Raw genomic sequence first — 15,493 nt, 5'->3', positions numbered from 1 at the left:
GGCGTGATGCCCTACATGTGAGGCCATGCTCCAGATACATCAATTCCCTTGCCTGTCCGATAATTACGGATTTCTCCTTCACAACTCCGTGACCGGAGAGACAGCTGCAATCGACACGCCTGATGCTGAGGAATATCTACGTCAGGCCGAGGCTAAGGGCTGGAAAATCACGCATATTTGGAACACCCATTGGCATCCTGACCATGCGGGAGGAAACAAGGCGATCATCGAGGCAACTGGTGCGCGCGTTTTAGCACCAAAAGAGGTTGAGAAGCTGTCGCCCATTGATCGCGTGGTTAGCCATGGCGATACAGTCAATCTAGGCGAGCATCAGGCGACGGTGATCGATGTATCAGGCCACACGAACGGGCACATTGCCTTTCACATTGTGGAGGAAGGTATCGCATTTGTGGGCGACAGCGTGTTCGCATTGGGCTGTGGCCGCATGTTTGAGGGTGAGCCAGAGCAGTTCTGGACCAGCCTTGGACGGATCAAGCGAATGTCGACCGCAACTAAGCTGTATTGCGCACACGAATATACCGAAGCGAATGCCAAGTTTGCGATCCATGCGGATCCGGAAAACGAGGCCCTGCAAGCTTACGTCGCAGAAATCATGGACAAGCGATCGCGGGGCGAGCCGACCGTTCCGACGGTCTTGTCGCGCGAGTTGGAGACCAACCCCTTTCTGCGCGCAGATGATCCGGCGATGATGGCCCGCTGGGGTGGCGATGCGCCACACGAGACCTTTGCCGCTCTGCGAAGCGCCAAGGATAATTTCTAGCTCCTGATGAGAGCGCTACAGGTTGAACATCTGAGCGATGACCTGAGCGGCGTCAGTTTGGCGGAGCTCCCGATCGCGAAGTGCGGTGAGGGAGAGGTGTTGGTCCGCGTTCACGCCGCCTCCCTTAACTACCCCGATCTGCTGATGACGCAGGGAAAGTACCAATTCAAGCCAGAGCCGCCATTTGTGGCGGGCATGGAACTGGCTGGGGAAGTGGTCGAGGCCGACTCGACCAGTAGCTTCTCACCAGGTGATCTAGTGGTTGGTGGGGCGAAAACCGGCGCTATGGCCGAATATGCCGCACTTGCCGCCAAATCTCTACGGACGGTAGCAAAGGGTGTGTCGCTTGATACTGCAGCGGCGATGGGTGCGGCTTACCAGACTGCCTATGTGGCCCTGGTCGAGTTGGGTCAGATTGAGCCTGGCCAAACCGTTTTGATCCATGGCGCGAGCGGTGGGGTCGGCTTGGCTGCCTGCGACCTGGCCAAGGCCCTCGGTGCAAAGGTAATCGCGGCAACCCATAGTGAAGCGAAACTGGGCACCTTGCGTGACATTGCGAGGCCGAACGCTGCCATTCTCAACCATGGGCGTTTCCGTGAAGAAGTCAGCGAACTGACCGATGGTCGGCTTTGTGACCTCGTATTCGATCCTGTCGGCGGTAATGTCTTTGATGAAAGCACGCGCTGCGTAACCTTTGGCGGCAAACTCCTCGTAGTCGGCTTCGTCGCGGGGCGCATTTCTGAAATCTCGGTCAACATCCCCTTGATCAAGGGGTTTTCTGTGGTCGGTGTACGCGCAGGCGAATATTGCCGCCGCTTTCCTGATCGCGCTCAGCGCATCTTTGCTGCAATTGACGACCTAGCAACTCAAGGACGCATCACACCGCATATCGACCGAAAACTGCCGTTGGAGCGATGGCGCGAAGGTTTTGAGGCGATGGAGAACGGTGAGATCATCGGCAAGGTGATCTTCGCCCCCTAGCCACACCTATATCCCCGCGTAAAAAAGGCGGCCCGCAGGCCGCCCTTCTTCTGGCTCACGAAGCTATGCGAACTCAGAGCCCTGCAATAACCTCATCCGCCAATTTCGCATCAGCGGCCGCAGTGTGCTTTTCAGCGATCAAGGACTTGCTTGCGCTTGCCGCAGCAGCAACCGCACGGTTGCGAACATCCTCTATAGCGTCACGTTCGGCAGCAGCAATTTTGTCTTCCGCCATACGTTTGCGGCGCTCCACCATCGCTTTGCTGTCAGCTTCGGCCTTGGCGAGGATCGCGTCGGCCTCACTCTGAGCACCCTCAATCATCGCTTCGGCGTCTTTCTCGGCGCCAGCGATCTTTTGGGCATACTCATCACGTAGCTTTTCCGCTTCAGCTCGCAGGCTCTTCGCCTCATCCAGCTGCTGCTTAATCTCAGCGATCTTGTTATCAAGGCCGCCCGCAATCGACTTGTGAACCTTGGCGCCAAAGACAGCTATCAGGATCAATACCAACATCGAGATCGAAACCCACTGGTAGGGCTCCAGCCCCCACAGCGAAGGTTCCGTGTATTTGACGACTTCGCCAGCAGCCTCAGCCTGAAATGTTTCAGCTGGTTCTACCTCGAAAAGTTCAGGCGCTCCGTTAGCCATGCATTGCCGCCTTCACCGCTTTTGCGGCAGTTGGTTTGGTGACCTTGGCACCGGCGAGACGCTGGACGATATCCTGAGCAGCCTCAGCTGCCACGGCCTCAACCTCTGCAAGAGCATCAGTCCGAGCGGTTGCAATACGCGCCTCTGCCTCGTCCAGCTTCTTGTCGAGTCGTTTCTGAGCCGCAGCCAGCTTTTTCTCTGACTTCGCCGAAGCGTCAGCTTTCGCCTCAGCCACAATTGTCTGAGCCTTGGCACGGTTCTCGTTTTCGCGAACGCGCCAAGCTTCCTCCTGCTCGTCGGCCTTGTCCCGTGCCGCCTGCGCAGCCGCTAGATCATCGGAGATCTGCTTGTCACGCATGGATACGGTCTCCATCACCTTGGGCACCATGCGCTGCCCAATGATGAAAAAGGTAAAACCAAAGAACACAAGCAGCCAGAAAATCTGGCCAGAATATGTCTCTGCTAGCTGAGCTATCTGAGGCATTGAAAAGGCTCTTTACGCGTCAGAGGTACAATATTGAACTCGCCAAAGCGGAGCGCATGCCCCACTTGGCAAGATCACAATCATTAGGCAACGAAGATCAGGATCATTGCAACGACGAACGCCAGCAGGCCGAGAAGCTCAGCAGCGGCGAAGCCGATGAACAGGCGACCCTGCTGACCATCTGCAGCGCCAGGGTTACGCAGCGCGCTTTCGAGGAATGAACCGAAGACGTTACCCACGCCGATTGCGGCCATTCCAGCACCGATAGCGGCGAGACCTGCACCTACGAGCTTTGCAGCTTCTACTTCCATTTGAAAACTCCTTTGGAAAACTTGAAATCGTGAAAAGGTACTAGTGAAGATGTTCAGCGTCGTTGATGTACAGCGACGTCAGAAGAGCGAAAACATACGCCTGAATGCCCGCGACGAGGATCTCCAGCGCGCTGATGCCGATCATCAGTACAAAGCTGGGCAGTCCGACGAGCAGGCCGAAACCGGCACCTGCGTTTGTGCCATCAATCACAAAGCTCGACAAAACCTTGAGAAGTACGTGGCCTGCCATCATCGCAACGAACAAACGGAGCGCTAGGCTGAACGGGCGCACGAGGAATGAAATAAGCTCAATCGGGAAGATCACGGGGATCATCGGCAGCGGCGTGCCGTGCGGCACAAACAGCGTGAAAAACTTGATGCCATGCTTCCAGAAACCAACGATCAGCACGATGGAGAAGCTGATGACCGCCAACACGCCAGTTACGGTGAAGTGACTGGTAAAGGTGAAGGGATGCACCCCGACGATGCCAAGCGGCAGCAAACCAAGCAGGTTCGCAATCAGGATAAACATAAAGAGACTAAAGACATAAGGCACATATTTGCGCCCCTCCTTGCCGATGTTCGCCTCCAACATGTCGTCGATAAAGCCGGTGAACGTCTCAACCATCATCTGCCAACGGCCGGGCACGAGCTGACGCTTCATGCCGCCGAGAACAAACACAAACAGCACCACGGTGGTGATAAGCATCCACATCGCAGAGTTAGTGAAGGAGATATCGAACCCCGCAACTTCCCAATTTGGACCAATGGTCTCAATTGCGAATTGCTTCATCGGGTCGACTTTTGCCGGTTGGGCTGTCACCTTAAGAGAAATCCCTAATCGATATGAACATGCGCCCCTAACCCATTCAAAAGGTTATTCATCAGGTCGCACATTCGCCGCACGAATAATGTTTCTGAAAGCCACCACAATTCCAAGGAACAGGCCGACCAACAGGCCCCATGGAGACGTTCCGGCAAACCAGTCAATGGTCCAGCCGATCACCGTCCCGCCGAGAATACCGCCAAGCAAGTCCGCCAAGACCCGGTTGCCACTGCGGTAATTCGCATCGGTTCCGGAAATTTGCGTACCGGTTGCGTTCCTCTTCGCGCTCTTGAGCAGCTTTTAGCCGCTCTTCAAGTGCATCGATGCGCGCATCCTCGGCGATGGGTTCCCGTGCGGGCTTATCGTCGCTCATGTTGTGATCCTTTTCATGGGGATGCACGACACGGGCAGAGACTTGCCCGCCGAGGGCGCGCACCCCTTAGAAGGAGGCCTAATTCGAGTCAACATATGACCGCCGTTTGTCGGCAGTACTTTTCAGCAGTAATTGGATCAGCCCCTCAGGGGCAGCGGCTGTCCCTCAGGGGAGCGCCCTGCCCGCGTGTCTGCCAAGAGCCGTCTGGTGCCTGATATTTCTCACCCGGTGCAGTTTTTGCAATGGCGACACACCCGGAGGTGAAAGCGTATTCTTCCAGAGTAGCGCCAGCAGATTGCGCGCGCTGCGAATACACCGCGCGGCGCTTAATATTGATGTCATCGACAATCCGACGGAGGGCAGCGGTCTCAGCTCCAACCACACCCAGATAGCCATCCATCTTCTCGCCTACCTCACCGGCTGATCGTGCCGCTGCATAGGCGGGATCGCGCTGCGCACTTGCAGGAGCCGCCACGCCGGTCACAGCGAGCGCAAAGGCGGTCGCAGCCAGGATTGCTTTGGTGGTGTATTTCATACTCATTTCCATCATCTCGCTTGGTCCATCAAAAGATGTCCGCGTTTTCCTCGATCGTATCATTGGCATCCTCCGCCAGACGATAAATCACTTCTTGGCGAATATTCACATTCAGCTCGATCACAATGGGCTCCTCAGGAGCATTTACCGTGACGCACCCCGCTATGAGACCTACCGCCAAACTCATTCCGCCTAATTTCACCACCCTCATGGCCTGTTCTCGCTTTCCTGGTCCTGAATAACAGATTCGGTCGATTGTTCATCTTCCGACCGTGGATTGTTTTCGCTGTTCTCTTCCTCTGGCCGCCTAAAGCGTGTGCCATCATCGCCAAGGAGTCCCAGATCTCGCGGGTCTCGTACAGATGCTGGGTCATAAAGCGACTTCATCGATGTCAGCAGTTGATAGAACTGCGCCCGCACATTCACTCTGAATTGCAGGGGTAGCTTGGCAAGCTGGCGCGTCACAATGTTGCGCTTGGCATCGCTTCCTTGGCTCACACCATCAAAGCGAACCCGCGTAACAATCTCGCCAGTCAGCGGCCCCTCCATACCCACGGTCATTTGCGTATAGTCGAGGCTGCGCAGCGCATCGAAGGCAAAGTTCGCGACTGCGCCCACGTCTTCATAAGTCAGCTCACCCACATAGGAGACATTGCCGCCCGGCGCGCGCGATATCAGCAGCCCCTGCTCAATCCGGCCATTACCATCAGTGTCGAATACAATCGGCAGGGTGCCGTCAAAGCTGCCCGTCGCGCTGAGATTGCTAAGCTCCAGTGTTTGAACAAAAGTTCCCGCGTCCAGCCCGACGATCTCAAAAATGTAGTTACGCTCTTCCTCTACGGCAAAGTTGAGTTTGGTGGGCCGCAGCAACAGTTCCCCACCCATAAATGGCCATCTCCCACCCTCGACCGTCACGAGCTGGCCATTGGTGAGCGCGAAATTCAACACCCCGTCTCGCGCCTCTACACCCGGATTGACCGACGCGATCTGCAAGGTTTGCCCCGGCGCAGTGGTGAGATTGACGAGATCAACGAAATTGATCGTGCCGCTAACACCTTCAACCGGTCCGAATGCGGCTGCAAAGTCGAAGTCACCGGTCGAGAACGCTCCACTGGATGTGATATTCTCGCCATTCCAGTCAACGCGCCCAGATCCCGTGACAGTTCCCCTAGCCAAAGCAATCACACCTTTGGCGAACTCAGACAAGTCTTCGGGCTGAAGCGCGTCATCAAACACGATGCCCGGCACACCGATATTGGCGGAGCCAGCGCCCGATGGAAGGTCGTGCTCCATCGCAAGACGAGCCACCTCACGTCGGCTGTTAGGCTCTATGAGCATTGCAGAGGCCGAAAACGAACCATCCACAAATTCCACAAAGCCGTCGACTGCCTCCAACGGATTGAATCGATCAAAGTCAGCGCGATCGCTAACGAGGAAGCGAGAACTTGGCACCTCGAACCGTCCGTCTGCGTAGGTCCAAGCCCCCTCGCCATCGCTTAAATCAAACGTTATCGGAGCGAACGCGACGCTTGCCCCAGAGAAAGTGCCGGACAGAGTATTACGGAAATCAGCCGTCAACTGCGCGAGCGACGCTGTGCTCATGTCGGCCTCTGCACCGTACTGCAGCATAAGATCGCTCATGGTTAGTGTGTTTGTGCCGGAGAACTCTGCTGAAGCGCTTGATATCCGGAGAGGCTCTTCACCAAGGCTGCCATTGAGCGCAAAATCGGGAATGCGAGCGCCAATGCTCAAAGAGTTGCCCACCCATCGTGCAATCGCGCCTGACGCACCGGGACAAACCGATACAGATGGCCGCAAGAATTGCGCCTCAGCAAACGTCACCGAGCCAGCTTTGACCGCCATACATTCCCGCCCTACCATCAGGGCGCCGCGTTCAGTGTAGCGCCCCCGCAATGGCATGGTCAGGTCTTCCACGCGCATTCCCGCGACATCGCCATCCGCTGAGACCAGACCATCAAAAGCGAGATCACCATTTCTTTCCTGCGAAACCAACAGACGCGGAACCGCAACGCGCGCGCCGTCAGCTTCATACGGATCCATGCTCAACCGAAAAATCGCGCCGTTTGCACCGCGATCCTCCATCCGTCCTTGTATATTGGGTAGCCCCTGACCCGACGTCGCAAGGTTGCCAGTCAACCGCATAGGCGCGTCGCCAACCTTTCGCATCTCAAACTGAGATAACGACAAAAGCCGTATGCCCTGACCTGACGTCAACCCCGCCTCTGGAACGACGATAGCCAGCGTATCCTCGGATTTTCGCGCCACCAGCGGCGCCGAGAACGATGAATTGCCAAGCTGCGACTGCAATGCGGAGCTGAGTTTTCCTATTAACGGTCCAAAGGGGATGCTCTGATCAGAGCGGGAAAGGCGCGCCAAACTGTTCCGATATGCATCGTTTAATCTGAGGCCATCAGCCGATAGCTCGCTGCGAACGTCAAACTGCTCCGTCCCGTCGCGCAGGCGCGCAGTGCCATCAATACGCGCCTCGCGGGCTGTCAGCGCTGGCAGGCGTGCACCAACCAATGTGACATCATGATCGAGCGTGACGACTTCATCGCGCAGAGATGCTTGCACCTCGCCCTGCGCACGCGATGCCACCGCGCCAGCATAACGGATGGTTCCTGTCTCAATCCCGATTCTTGATCGAAGCTGCGAAAGGTCGGTGCTGCTGGATGCTTCGATCGCAGCAGCCAGTCCATCTACCCGTAAATCTATGCCGGCACAGGTCAGCAAGTCACTACGCATGGGACCGTTAAGGCTCGGCGCACCATTTCGTGTCGCCAAATCGCCATAGAGGGTCGCACCGCGAACTGTGCAATCTTGAAGTTTCAACTCAGGTGCGGTTGCAGCCAGGATGCCTTCAAACCCGTCGCGCACATTGCCTTCGCCTGCCAATTTCATGCCAACAGCGCCGAAATCGCTTTCTATCAACGCCCGCCCGTCTTCAAGGCGAACAAACATATCGGGTAATTCTGCGGCCTGATCGGTGTCAGCAAAGATAACCTTATCAAGCGCTCCAAAACTGAATGCACCATCTCGGTATTCGCCATAGAGACGGGGTCGGGTGAGTGCGATTTCGGCGATGCGCGGAGCACCCAGTTGATATTCAATCTCGACCGAGACGGTGTCTGCGGTAAAGTCAGGGCTTTCCGGGTCGCCAACGACGATATTGGTAAAGACTTGCTCCCGGCTACTTATGCTTTCGATTTCATAGCTTGCTGGCAGATCGTATTGCGCGAGCTGGTTTTCGATGAAATTGCCAGCAATCCGCTCCCGCGAAAGCCAGGCGACCAGAAACATCAACAGAATAAGGCCAATGGCAACCAGCGAAAACATGACACGCTTACGCTTCCAGCCCGGCCCACCCATGACCTCTGGAACATCATCTGCCAATTGATCGTCTGACCCGTTCATTGCATCTCACACTTGCGCGCCATCCCCGCGAAAGGCAATGCGGCGCTCATGTTAATTCAGAATGTTGTCGAGCGCAGCCTTGCGAGAGCCTGAAGATCAATCGGACCTCTATGGCGCGGAGGCACCGCGTAAGGCAGCTAAACACGCTGGCGCTGGCCATCGGGGCCGATTGCGTGAGCGGCTGTTATCCGGCGGTCCGGACGCACTTGCCGACTATGAGTTGCTCGAGTTCCTTCTGTTCGCTGGCATACGACGCGGCGACACCAAACCGATTGCGAAACGGTTGATCGAACGTTTCGGCACATTTGCAGCGGTTCTGAATGCTGATGCAACCGCTCTGCGGCAAGTTGATGGCGTCGGCGACGCTGGTGCGGCCGCGATAAAAAGTGTGGCCCTTGCCGCCCGCAGAATGGCGCGCGGAGCGGTGGAAAAGCGCCCAATTCTAAGGAGTTGGCAGAGCTTGCTCGATTATCTACAACTCGATATGGGCGAGCTGACCCGCGAACGAGTGCGCGTTCTTTATCTCAATACACGTAACGAATTGATCCTCGACCATCTCGCCAGCGAAGGGTCTATTGACGAGGCCACGATCCATCCGCGCGAGGTCATTCGCAAAGCGCTCGATATTGGCGCGACTGCGTTGATTCTTGTCCATAATCACCCCAGCGGCAACCCTGAGCCCAGCCGGGCTGACATCGCGATAACCAACCGCATTGCGGAGGCTGGTCAGCATTTGGGCGTGGTGGTTCATGATCATGTGATTATCGGCGGCGGTGGACAGCATGCCTCACTGCGCTCCAAGGGCTTGATTTGACCTGCGACGCGGCCTAGCCGCCTGCGCAGAAATCAGCGGCAATCTTTCGACCGCCACATATCCTATTTCGGAGTACCTCATGGTCCCTCGCTATGCCCGCCCTGATATGACAGCCATTTGGGAACCAGAGGCGAAATATCGCATCTGGTTCGAGATTGAGGCACATGCGACTCAGAAGCTCGGCGATCTGGGCGTAGTTCCCGAGAGCGCGGCCAAGGCGCTATGGGATTGGTGGGCAACCAACCCAAAAGTCGATGTTGAGGCGATTGACGCGATAGAGGCGGTTACCAAGCATGACGTGATCGCTTTCCTTACATGGGTCGCAGAAAATGTCGGCGACGAGGCGCGTTTCATGCATCAGGGTATGACCAGCTCAGACGTGCTGGACACAACACTGGCTGTCCAATTGGCACGTGCGAGCGACATCTTGCTCAATGACCTCGACAAGCTTCTGGAGGCCATCAAAGTCCGGGCAGAGGAGCACAAATACACTCCAACCATCGGTCGTAGCCACGGCATTCACGCAGAACCCGTCACCTTTGGGCTGAAGCTCGCGCAAGCCTATGCCGAGTTTGACAGGTGCCGCGGCCGTCTGAGAGCCGCGCAAGCCGAAATCGCTACCTGTGCCATTTCCGGCGCGGTCGGCACATTCGCGAATATTGACCCTAGCGTCGAGGAATATGTCGCGGAAAAGCTCGGCCTGACACCAGAGCCAGTTTCGACTCAGGTTATCCCTCGTGATCGCCACGCCATGTATTTCTCAGTCCTGGCAGTGATTGCCGGATCAATCGAACGTTTGGCCGTTGAAATCCGCCATTTGCAGCGCACCGAAGTGCTGGAGGCTGAGGAATACTTCGCGCCGGGCCAAAAAGGCTCATCAGCGATGCCGCATAAACGCAATCCGATCCTTACAGAGAATTTGACTGGGCAGGCACGGATGATCCGATCTTATGCTTTGCCAGCGCTCGAAAACGTGGCGCTGTGGCATGAACGGGATATATCGCATTCATCCGTCGAGCGCTTTATCGGCCCAGATGCCACGATTACGCTCGACTTTGCTCTCGCCAGACTGACTGGTGTGGTTGAGAAACTGCTCGTATATCCTGAGCGTATGCAGGCCAATATGGACCGCATGGGTGGCCTCATTCATTCGCAACGGGTTTTGCTCGCGCTGACGCAAGCTGGGGTGAGCCGCGAGGACGCTTATCGGCTGGTGCAGCGCAATGCGATGAAAGTGTGGGAATCGGATGGGAAACTCACGCTTCGTGACCTGCTGAAACAAGATGAAGAGGTCACAGCTGCGCTGTCTGTAGCGGAGCTCGAGGAGAAATTCGATCTCGCCTACCACTTCAAACATGTCGACACGATCTTCGACCGAGTGTTTGGCGGGTAAGGCCAAGAAGGTCACAACTGGCTGGACGGGGCAGCTTAAGCGCCCTAGCATTCGGCTAACAACTTGGAATTTGGGAGGTCGTCCCTCATGCAGATCATTCGCACGCTCTTTTGGGTCATCATACTTGTCTTGCTGCTGGTCTTCACGGCTTTCAACTGGACTCCGGTCGAGGTGAAATTGTGGGAGAATATGATTGTTGAGACGAAGATCCCGGCGCTGGTGATCATTTCGTTTCTTCTCGGGCTTATCCCTGCATGGATGATCCACCGCGGTACGAAATGGCGGCTCAGTCGGCGTATCGGCGCGCTGGAAAATGCAGCGCGGACCAATGCGGCGAACCGTCCGACGCCGCCACCGCCACCTGCGGCGTCTACTACTCCTGAACCGCCTAACCCGGTCGATCCGGTAGGTGACAAAAGCTGATGAGCAATCCGGTCTATCTCGCAGTTGACGTGCCTCAGCTCGACGAGGCCGTTGCGCTGATCAATACCGTAAAAGCGCATATTGGCGGCGTGAAACTGGGCCTCGAATTCTTCTGCGCGCATGGCCATCACGGTGTGCATGAGATTGCGCATCTGGGGCTGCCGGTTTTTCTCGATCTCAAGCTGCACGACATACCCAACACCGTTGCGGGCGCGATGCAGGCGATCCACGTACTTGAACCTGCCATTGTGACGGTCCACGCCAGCGGCGGACGCGCGATGATGGAGGACGCAAAGGCCGCAGCGGGGGAGAACACGAAGGTTGTCGCTGTCACCATGCTCACCAGCCTTGATGAGCAGGATCTCGACCGCACGGGCATCTCCGGCTCTCCGCACGATCAGGTTATGCGACTTGCGGAATTGGCCGAAGCGTCAGGGCTCGACGGCATTGTATGTTCAGGTCAGGAAGTTGGCTCCGTCCATAAGCAATGGAAAAAGGGCTTTTTTGTTGTCCCGGGTCTACGTCCAGCTGGGAGTGCGACAGGTGACCAGAAACGCGTTGTCACACCGCGTCAGGCGCGTGATGATGGCGCCAGCGCCTTGGTGATTGGACGCCCCATTGCGAGGGCTGAGGATCCGGTCTCTGCCGCCCGCGCAATCGAGGCTACGCTCTAGGAACCTCATGACTACACAGATCAAAATATGCGGGCTATCAACGCCTGAGACCATCGACGCGGCAGTGGACGCAGGCGCGACGCATGTCGGCTTCGTCCATTTCGAGAAGAGCCCGCGTCACTTGTCGCTGGAAGATGCGGCAAAGCTCCGCCGCCGCGTGCCGGAAACGGTCAAACTGGTGCTCGTCACCAGCGCACTTCAACCCGAAGAGCTTGCCCGCGCCTATGACGTTATTCGCCCCGATGTACTGCAATTCCACGGCGGCGAGACTGTCGAATGGATGAGCCTGGTCAAGAAGACCATCGGCGCTGAGACTTGGCGCGCGCTTGGCCTGCGCGAGAAAGCCACGCTCGAGCGCTCGAAGAAGTTCATCGGCGTTTGCGACCGGTTGCTGTTCGATGCACCGGCAAAAGCTCTGCCCGGCGGGAATGGCACAAGTTTCCAATGGGATCTGCTCAAGGGCTGGGAGCCATATATGGATTGGGCGCTTGCCGGCGGCCTGACGCCAGAGAATGTCGCTGATGCAATTGCGCAGACCGGAGCGCCTCTCGTTGACGCCTCATCGGGCATAGAAAGCGCGCCCGGCGTCAAAGATGTGGACTTGATAAAGGCGTTCTGCGAGGCGGCGCGACAAGTATGACAGACGCAACTCCCAATTCATTCCGCAATCAGCCAGATGACCGTGGACATTTCGGCCAGTTCGGCGGACGCTATGTGGCAGAAACGCTAATGCCGCTGATCCTCGATCTGGAACGTGAATATCGCGCAGCGCAGGCTGATCCCGCGTTTCAGGCCGAGTTTGATGATCTGTTAGAGCATTATGTGGGGCGCCCCTCCCCGCTCTATTTTGCCGAGCGGCTGACCGAGGAACTGCGTAAAGACGCAGCTGATGGAATGGGTGCGCAGGTCTGGTTCAAGCGCGACGAACTCAATCACACTGGCGCGCACAAGATCAACAATTGCATCGGGCAAATTCTCCTCGCAATCCGCATGGGCAAGACGCGGATTATCGCGGAGACCGGCGCGGGTCAGCATGGCGTAGCGACCGCTACGGTCTGCGCGCGCTTTGGCCTGCCTTGCGTGATTTATATGGGCGCAGAGGACGTAAAACGGCAGTCACCAAACGTCTTCCGTATGAAGCTGCTCGGCGCGGAAGTTGTGCCCGTCACCAGCGGCGGTGCGACACTCAAAGACGCGATGAATGAAGGACTGCGCGACTGGGTCGCGAACGTCCATGACACCTTCTACATCATCGGCACGGCGGCAGGCCCGCATCCCTATCCGGAGCTGGTCCGCGACTTTCAGAGCGTGATCGGGCGCGAGGCTCGCGCACAGATGCAAAACCGTGCGGGCCGACTGCCGGACCTGTTGATTGCCTGCATTGGCGGCGGTTCGAATGCGCTGGGCCTCTTCCACCCGTTTCTCGACGATCCGGAGGTCAAGATGCTGGGCGTTGAAGCGGTCGGCCACGGTCTTGATGGCGACGAGCATGCCGCAAGCCTGCTCGGCGGATCACCCGGCGTACTGCACGGCAACAAGACGTACCTGCTGCAGGATGAAGATGGTCAGATCACTGAGGGTCATTCAATCAGCGCTGGCCTCGATTATCCCGGTATCGGACCAGAGCATGCGTGGCTGAAAGAGAGTGGCCGCGTAGACTATACTGCTGTCACCGATGACGAGGCGTTGGAGGGCTTCCAACTTCTGTGTAGGACCGAGGGGATCATTCCTGCGCTCGAACCCAGCCACGCCATCGCGGCGGTTGCGAAGCAGGCACCACTGATGCGCAAGGATGAGATCATCCTGATGAATCTGTGCGGACGCGGCGACAAGGACATCTTCACCGTGGCTGAAAAGCTGGGAGTGGAGATTTGAGGTACGATTGGCGTCTAGCGATCGCTGCTATTGCAATTCCGTCGTCTTTTGCTGCCGGCTACTACATGATTGAAACGATGATCCTCCGGGAACATGATTGGCGAGTTAACGGCGACCCTTGTGAGCAAGCTAGAGAAAACGGCATCCACTTCGGTTTCTGTAACCCCACAATTCCAGACACAGAACGTTATCTCGGCTACGCTTGGATCGGCTTAGTAGCACTTGCCTTTTTGCTTGTAGTTTGGACCTTCTTGAGACCTAGAAAATGACCCGCCTCCAAACTGCCTTCTCCAAGCCCCACCCCGCATTCGTCGCCTTCATCACCGCTGGCGATGGCGACACCGCAGCGAATCTCGACGCGCTTGTCGCGGGCGGCGCGGATGTGATTGAGCTGGGCATGCCCTTCACTGATCCGATGGCCGATGGTCCCGCGATCCAGAGCGCTAATCTGCGCAGCCTCGGCGCGGGCACAACCACCGCTGACGTCCTCCAAATTGCCACCGACTTCCGCGTGCGGCACCCAGACGTCCCGCTGGTGCTGATGGGCTATGCCAACCCGATGATCCGGCGCGGGCCGAAATGGTTCGCGAGCACTGCCAAAGAAGCGGGCATAGACGGCGTTATTTGCGTCGATATTCCACCCGAGGAGGACGAAGCACTCGGCCCCGCCCTGCGCGACGCTGGCATCGCTCCCATTCGCCTTGCCACACCGACCACCGATGCTGCGCGCCTGCCCAGCGTACTCGAGGGCTCGGATGGCTTTGTCTACTACGTCTCCGTCGCCGGGATCACCGGCAAGCAACAGGCCGCGCAAGCGAGCATTGAAGACGCCGTCTCCAAGCTCAAAGCGGCAACCGATCTGCCCATTGCCGTCGGTTTTGGCGTGCGTACGCCTGAACAAGCCAGCGCCATCGCCAGGGTCGCGGACGGCGTTGTCGTCGGCTCCGCTCTTGTCGAAATTGTCGGTGAGCATGGCGAAAAAGCGCCTGCTAAACTGCGCGAATACACCGCTGCTCTTGCCGATGCGGTCCATTCTGCGCGATAAGCCGCGCACCACCACAGGAAATCACGACTGATGAACTGGTTCACTCGCGTTCGAAACTCAATTGGCTGGCTACCCAAACGCACCACAGAGAAAGATCTGTGGGTCAAATGCCGGTCTTGCCAGGAAATGGTGTTCGCCCAGGAATTTGAGGTCAACGCTTACGTCTGTCCTCGCTGCGATCATCATGCCCGCATAGGTGCGACCGAACGGCTGCGGCAAATCCTTGATGAGGGGTATGAGCTGCTGCCGCAGCCCGGGGTGAGGCAGGACCCGCTCAAGTTCAAAGATACGAAGAAGTATACCGACCGGTTAAAGCAAGCCCGCGCCGCCAACCCCGAGGATCGGCCCAATGGAGACGCGTTCCTCGCGGCTTCTGGCGCAATTGACGGGCATAGCGCAGTTGTCGGCGTGCAGGACTTCACCTTTATGGGCGGCAGCATGGGCATGGCCGTCGGCACGGCATTCTGCGCGGCGGCGGAACGGGCCCTTACCCGTAAATGCGCCTATGTGGTCGTAACAGCGGCGGGCGGAGCGCGCATGCAGGAAGGTATCCTGAGCCTGATGCAAATGCCCAAAGCGACGGTGATGACGCGCCGTCTGCGCGAGGCGGGACTACCCTATATCGTGGTGCTGACTGACCCAACAACGGGCGGCGTCACCGCAAGCTATGCCATGCTGGGCGACATCCACATTGCCGAGCCGGGCGCGTTGATCGGCTTTGCGGGCCAACGCGTGATCCAGGATACGATCCGCGAGCAATTGCCCGAAGGGTTCCAGCGTGCCGAATATCTGCACAAACATGGCATGGTCGATATGGTCGTGCACCGTCATGACCTGAAAGGCACACTGGCCAGCGTGCTCGATTACCTTCGTCCCCGAGAAGCAGCTTAGGCCAAC

The 15,493-nt window shown here is 57.4% G+C and carries 17 protein-coding genes and 1 pseudogene; 10 read left to right on the top strand and 8 right to left on the bottom strand.

Annotation, left to right across the window (positions count from 1 at the left end; genetic code table 11):
- Window positions 1-25: 25 nt before the first annotated feature.
- Entirely contained in the window at window positions 26-781 is a 756-nt protein-coding gene (gene gloB, locus ACZ1GM_RS07505) for a hydroxyacylglutathione hydrolase (protein ID WP_472678490.1), read from the top strand.
- A 6-nt stretch (window positions 782-787) separates the two neighbouring features.
- Window positions 788-1,762 carry an NADPH:quinone oxidoreductase family protein gene (locus ACZ1GM_RS07500; protein WP_472678488.1) on the top strand — a complete coding sequence of 325 codons (975 nt, stop codon included), beginning with the start codon at window positions 788-790 and terminating at the stop codon, window positions 1,760-1,762.
- A 73-nt stretch (window positions 1,763-1,835) separates the two neighbouring features.
- Here the strand turns inward: ACZ1GM_RS07500 and ACZ1GM_RS07495 are convergent, their stop codons facing one another.
- The 8 genes and pseudogenes from ACZ1GM_RS07495 to ACZ1GM_RS07460 form a co-directional block, all read right to left on the bottom strand.
- Complete coding sequence (locus ACZ1GM_RS07495) at window positions 1,836-2,408, bottom strand: F0F1 ATP synthase subunit B family protein (RefSeq protein WP_472678487.1); 573 nt, start codon at window positions 2,406-2,408, stop codon at window positions 1,836-1,838.
- Window positions 2,401-2,892: a F0F1 ATP synthase subunit B family protein gene (locus ACZ1GM_RS07490; protein WP_472678485.1), complete on the bottom strand. Its 492-nt coding sequence runs from the start codon at window positions 2,890-2,892 to the stop codon at window positions 2,401-2,403. The genes ACZ1GM_RS07495 and ACZ1GM_RS07490 overlap by 8 nt, the downstream gene beginning before the upstream one ends.
- An 83-nt stretch (window positions 2,893-2,975) precedes the next feature.
- Window positions 2,976-3,203, bottom strand: coding sequence for a F0F1 ATP synthase subunit C (locus tag ACZ1GM_RS07485; protein ID WP_040964046.1), 228 nt, complete (start codon window positions 3,201-3,203; stop codon window positions 2,976-2,978).
- A gap of 40 nt (window positions 3,204-3,243) precedes the next feature.
- Window positions 3,244-3,996 carry a F0F1 ATP synthase subunit A gene (locus tag ACZ1GM_RS07480; protein WP_472678519.1) on the bottom strand — a complete coding sequence of 251 codons (753 nt, stop codon included), beginning with the start codon at window positions 3,994-3,996 and terminating at the stop codon, window positions 3,244-3,246.
- An 84-nt stretch (window positions 3,997-4,080) separates the two neighbouring features.
- Window positions 4,081-4,402: pseudogene (locus ACZ1GM_RS07475) on the bottom strand (AtpZ/AtpI family protein).
- Between the two features lie 145 nt (window positions 4,403-4,547).
- Window positions 4,548-4,937, bottom strand: a complete 390-nt coding sequence (locus ACZ1GM_RS07470) for a YdbL family probable chaperone protein (protein ID WP_472678484.1) — start codon at window positions 4,935-4,937, stop codon at window positions 4,548-4,550.
- Window positions 4,938-4,965: 28 nt separating this feature from the next.
- Window positions 4,966-5,124 (bottom strand): YnbE family lipoprotein, encoded by a 159-nt coding sequence (locus ACZ1GM_RS07465; protein WP_472678483.1) that lies wholly within the window; start codon window positions 5,122-5,124, stop codon window positions 4,966-4,968.
- 20 nt (window positions 5,125-5,144) lie between these two features.
- Window positions 5,145-8,372, bottom strand: coding sequence for an intermembrane phospholipid transport YdbH family protein (locus tag ACZ1GM_RS07460; protein ID WP_472678482.1), 3,228 nt, complete (start codon window positions 8,370-8,372; stop codon window positions 5,145-5,147).
- A 61-nt stretch (window positions 8,373-8,433) separates the two neighbouring features.
- Between ACZ1GM_RS07460 and radC the strand changes: the two genes are divergently transcribed.
- The 8 genes from radC to accD all read left to right on the top strand — a co-directional run bounded on the left by radC (window position 8,434) and on the right by accD (window position 15,487).
- Window positions 8,434-9,186, top strand: coding sequence for a RadC family protein (gene radC / locus ACZ1GM_RS07455; RefSeq protein ID WP_472678481.1), 753 nt, complete (start codon window positions 8,434-8,436; stop codon window positions 9,184-9,186).
- Window positions 9,187-9,265: 79 nt separating this feature from the next.
- The gene (purB, locus tag ACZ1GM_RS07450; protein WP_472678480.1) at window positions 9,266-10,579 is read left to right on the top strand and encodes an adenylosuccinate lyase; all 1,314 of its coding nucleotides are present in this window, start codon (window positions 9,266-9,268) and stop codon (window positions 10,577-10,579) included.
- A gap of 87 nt (window positions 10,580-10,666) precedes the next feature.
- Window positions 10,667-11,002 (top strand): LapA family protein, encoded by a 336-nt coding sequence (locus tag ACZ1GM_RS07445; protein WP_472678479.1) that lies wholly within the window; start codon window positions 10,667-10,669, stop codon window positions 11,000-11,002.
- Window positions 11,002-11,676: an orotidine-5'-phosphate decarboxylase gene (pyrF, locus tag ACZ1GM_RS07440; protein WP_472678478.1), complete on the top strand. Its 675-nt coding sequence runs from the start codon at window positions 11,002-11,004 to the stop codon at window positions 11,674-11,676. The genes ACZ1GM_RS07445 and pyrF overlap by 1 nt, the downstream gene beginning before the upstream one ends.
- A 7-nt stretch (window positions 11,677-11,683) precedes the next feature.
- A complete protein-coding gene (locus tag ACZ1GM_RS07435) occupies window positions 11,684-12,316 on the top strand; it encodes a phosphoribosylanthranilate isomerase (protein ID WP_472678477.1) in 633 nt (210 codons plus the stop codon).
- Window positions 12,313-13,551, top strand: a complete 1,239-nt coding sequence (gene trpB, locus ACZ1GM_RS07430; protein WP_472678476.1) for a tryptophan synthase subunit beta — start codon at window positions 12,313-12,315, stop codon at window positions 13,549-13,551. The genes ACZ1GM_RS07435 and trpB overlap by 4 nt, the downstream gene beginning before the upstream one ends.
- A 265-nt stretch (window positions 13,552-13,816) precedes the next feature.
- On the top strand, window positions 13,817-14,596 hold the full coding sequence (gene trpA, locus ACZ1GM_RS07425; protein ID WP_472678475.1) for a tryptophan synthase subunit alpha: 780 nt from the start codon (window positions 13,817-13,819) through the stop codon (window positions 14,594-14,596).
- A 30-nt stretch (window positions 14,597-14,626) separates the two neighbouring features.
- The gene (gene accD, locus ACZ1GM_RS07420) at window positions 14,627-15,487 is read left to right on the top strand and encodes an acetyl-CoA carboxylase, carboxyltransferase subunit beta (protein ID WP_472678474.1); all 861 of its coding nucleotides are present in this window, start codon (window positions 14,627-14,629) and stop codon (window positions 15,485-15,487) included.
- Window positions 15,488-15,493: the final 6 nt, after the last annotated feature.

It is taken from the genome of Qipengyuania sp. JB2-7, assembly GCF_055693485.1.
This window is presented reverse-complemented; position numbering and strand designations above follow the sequence as displayed.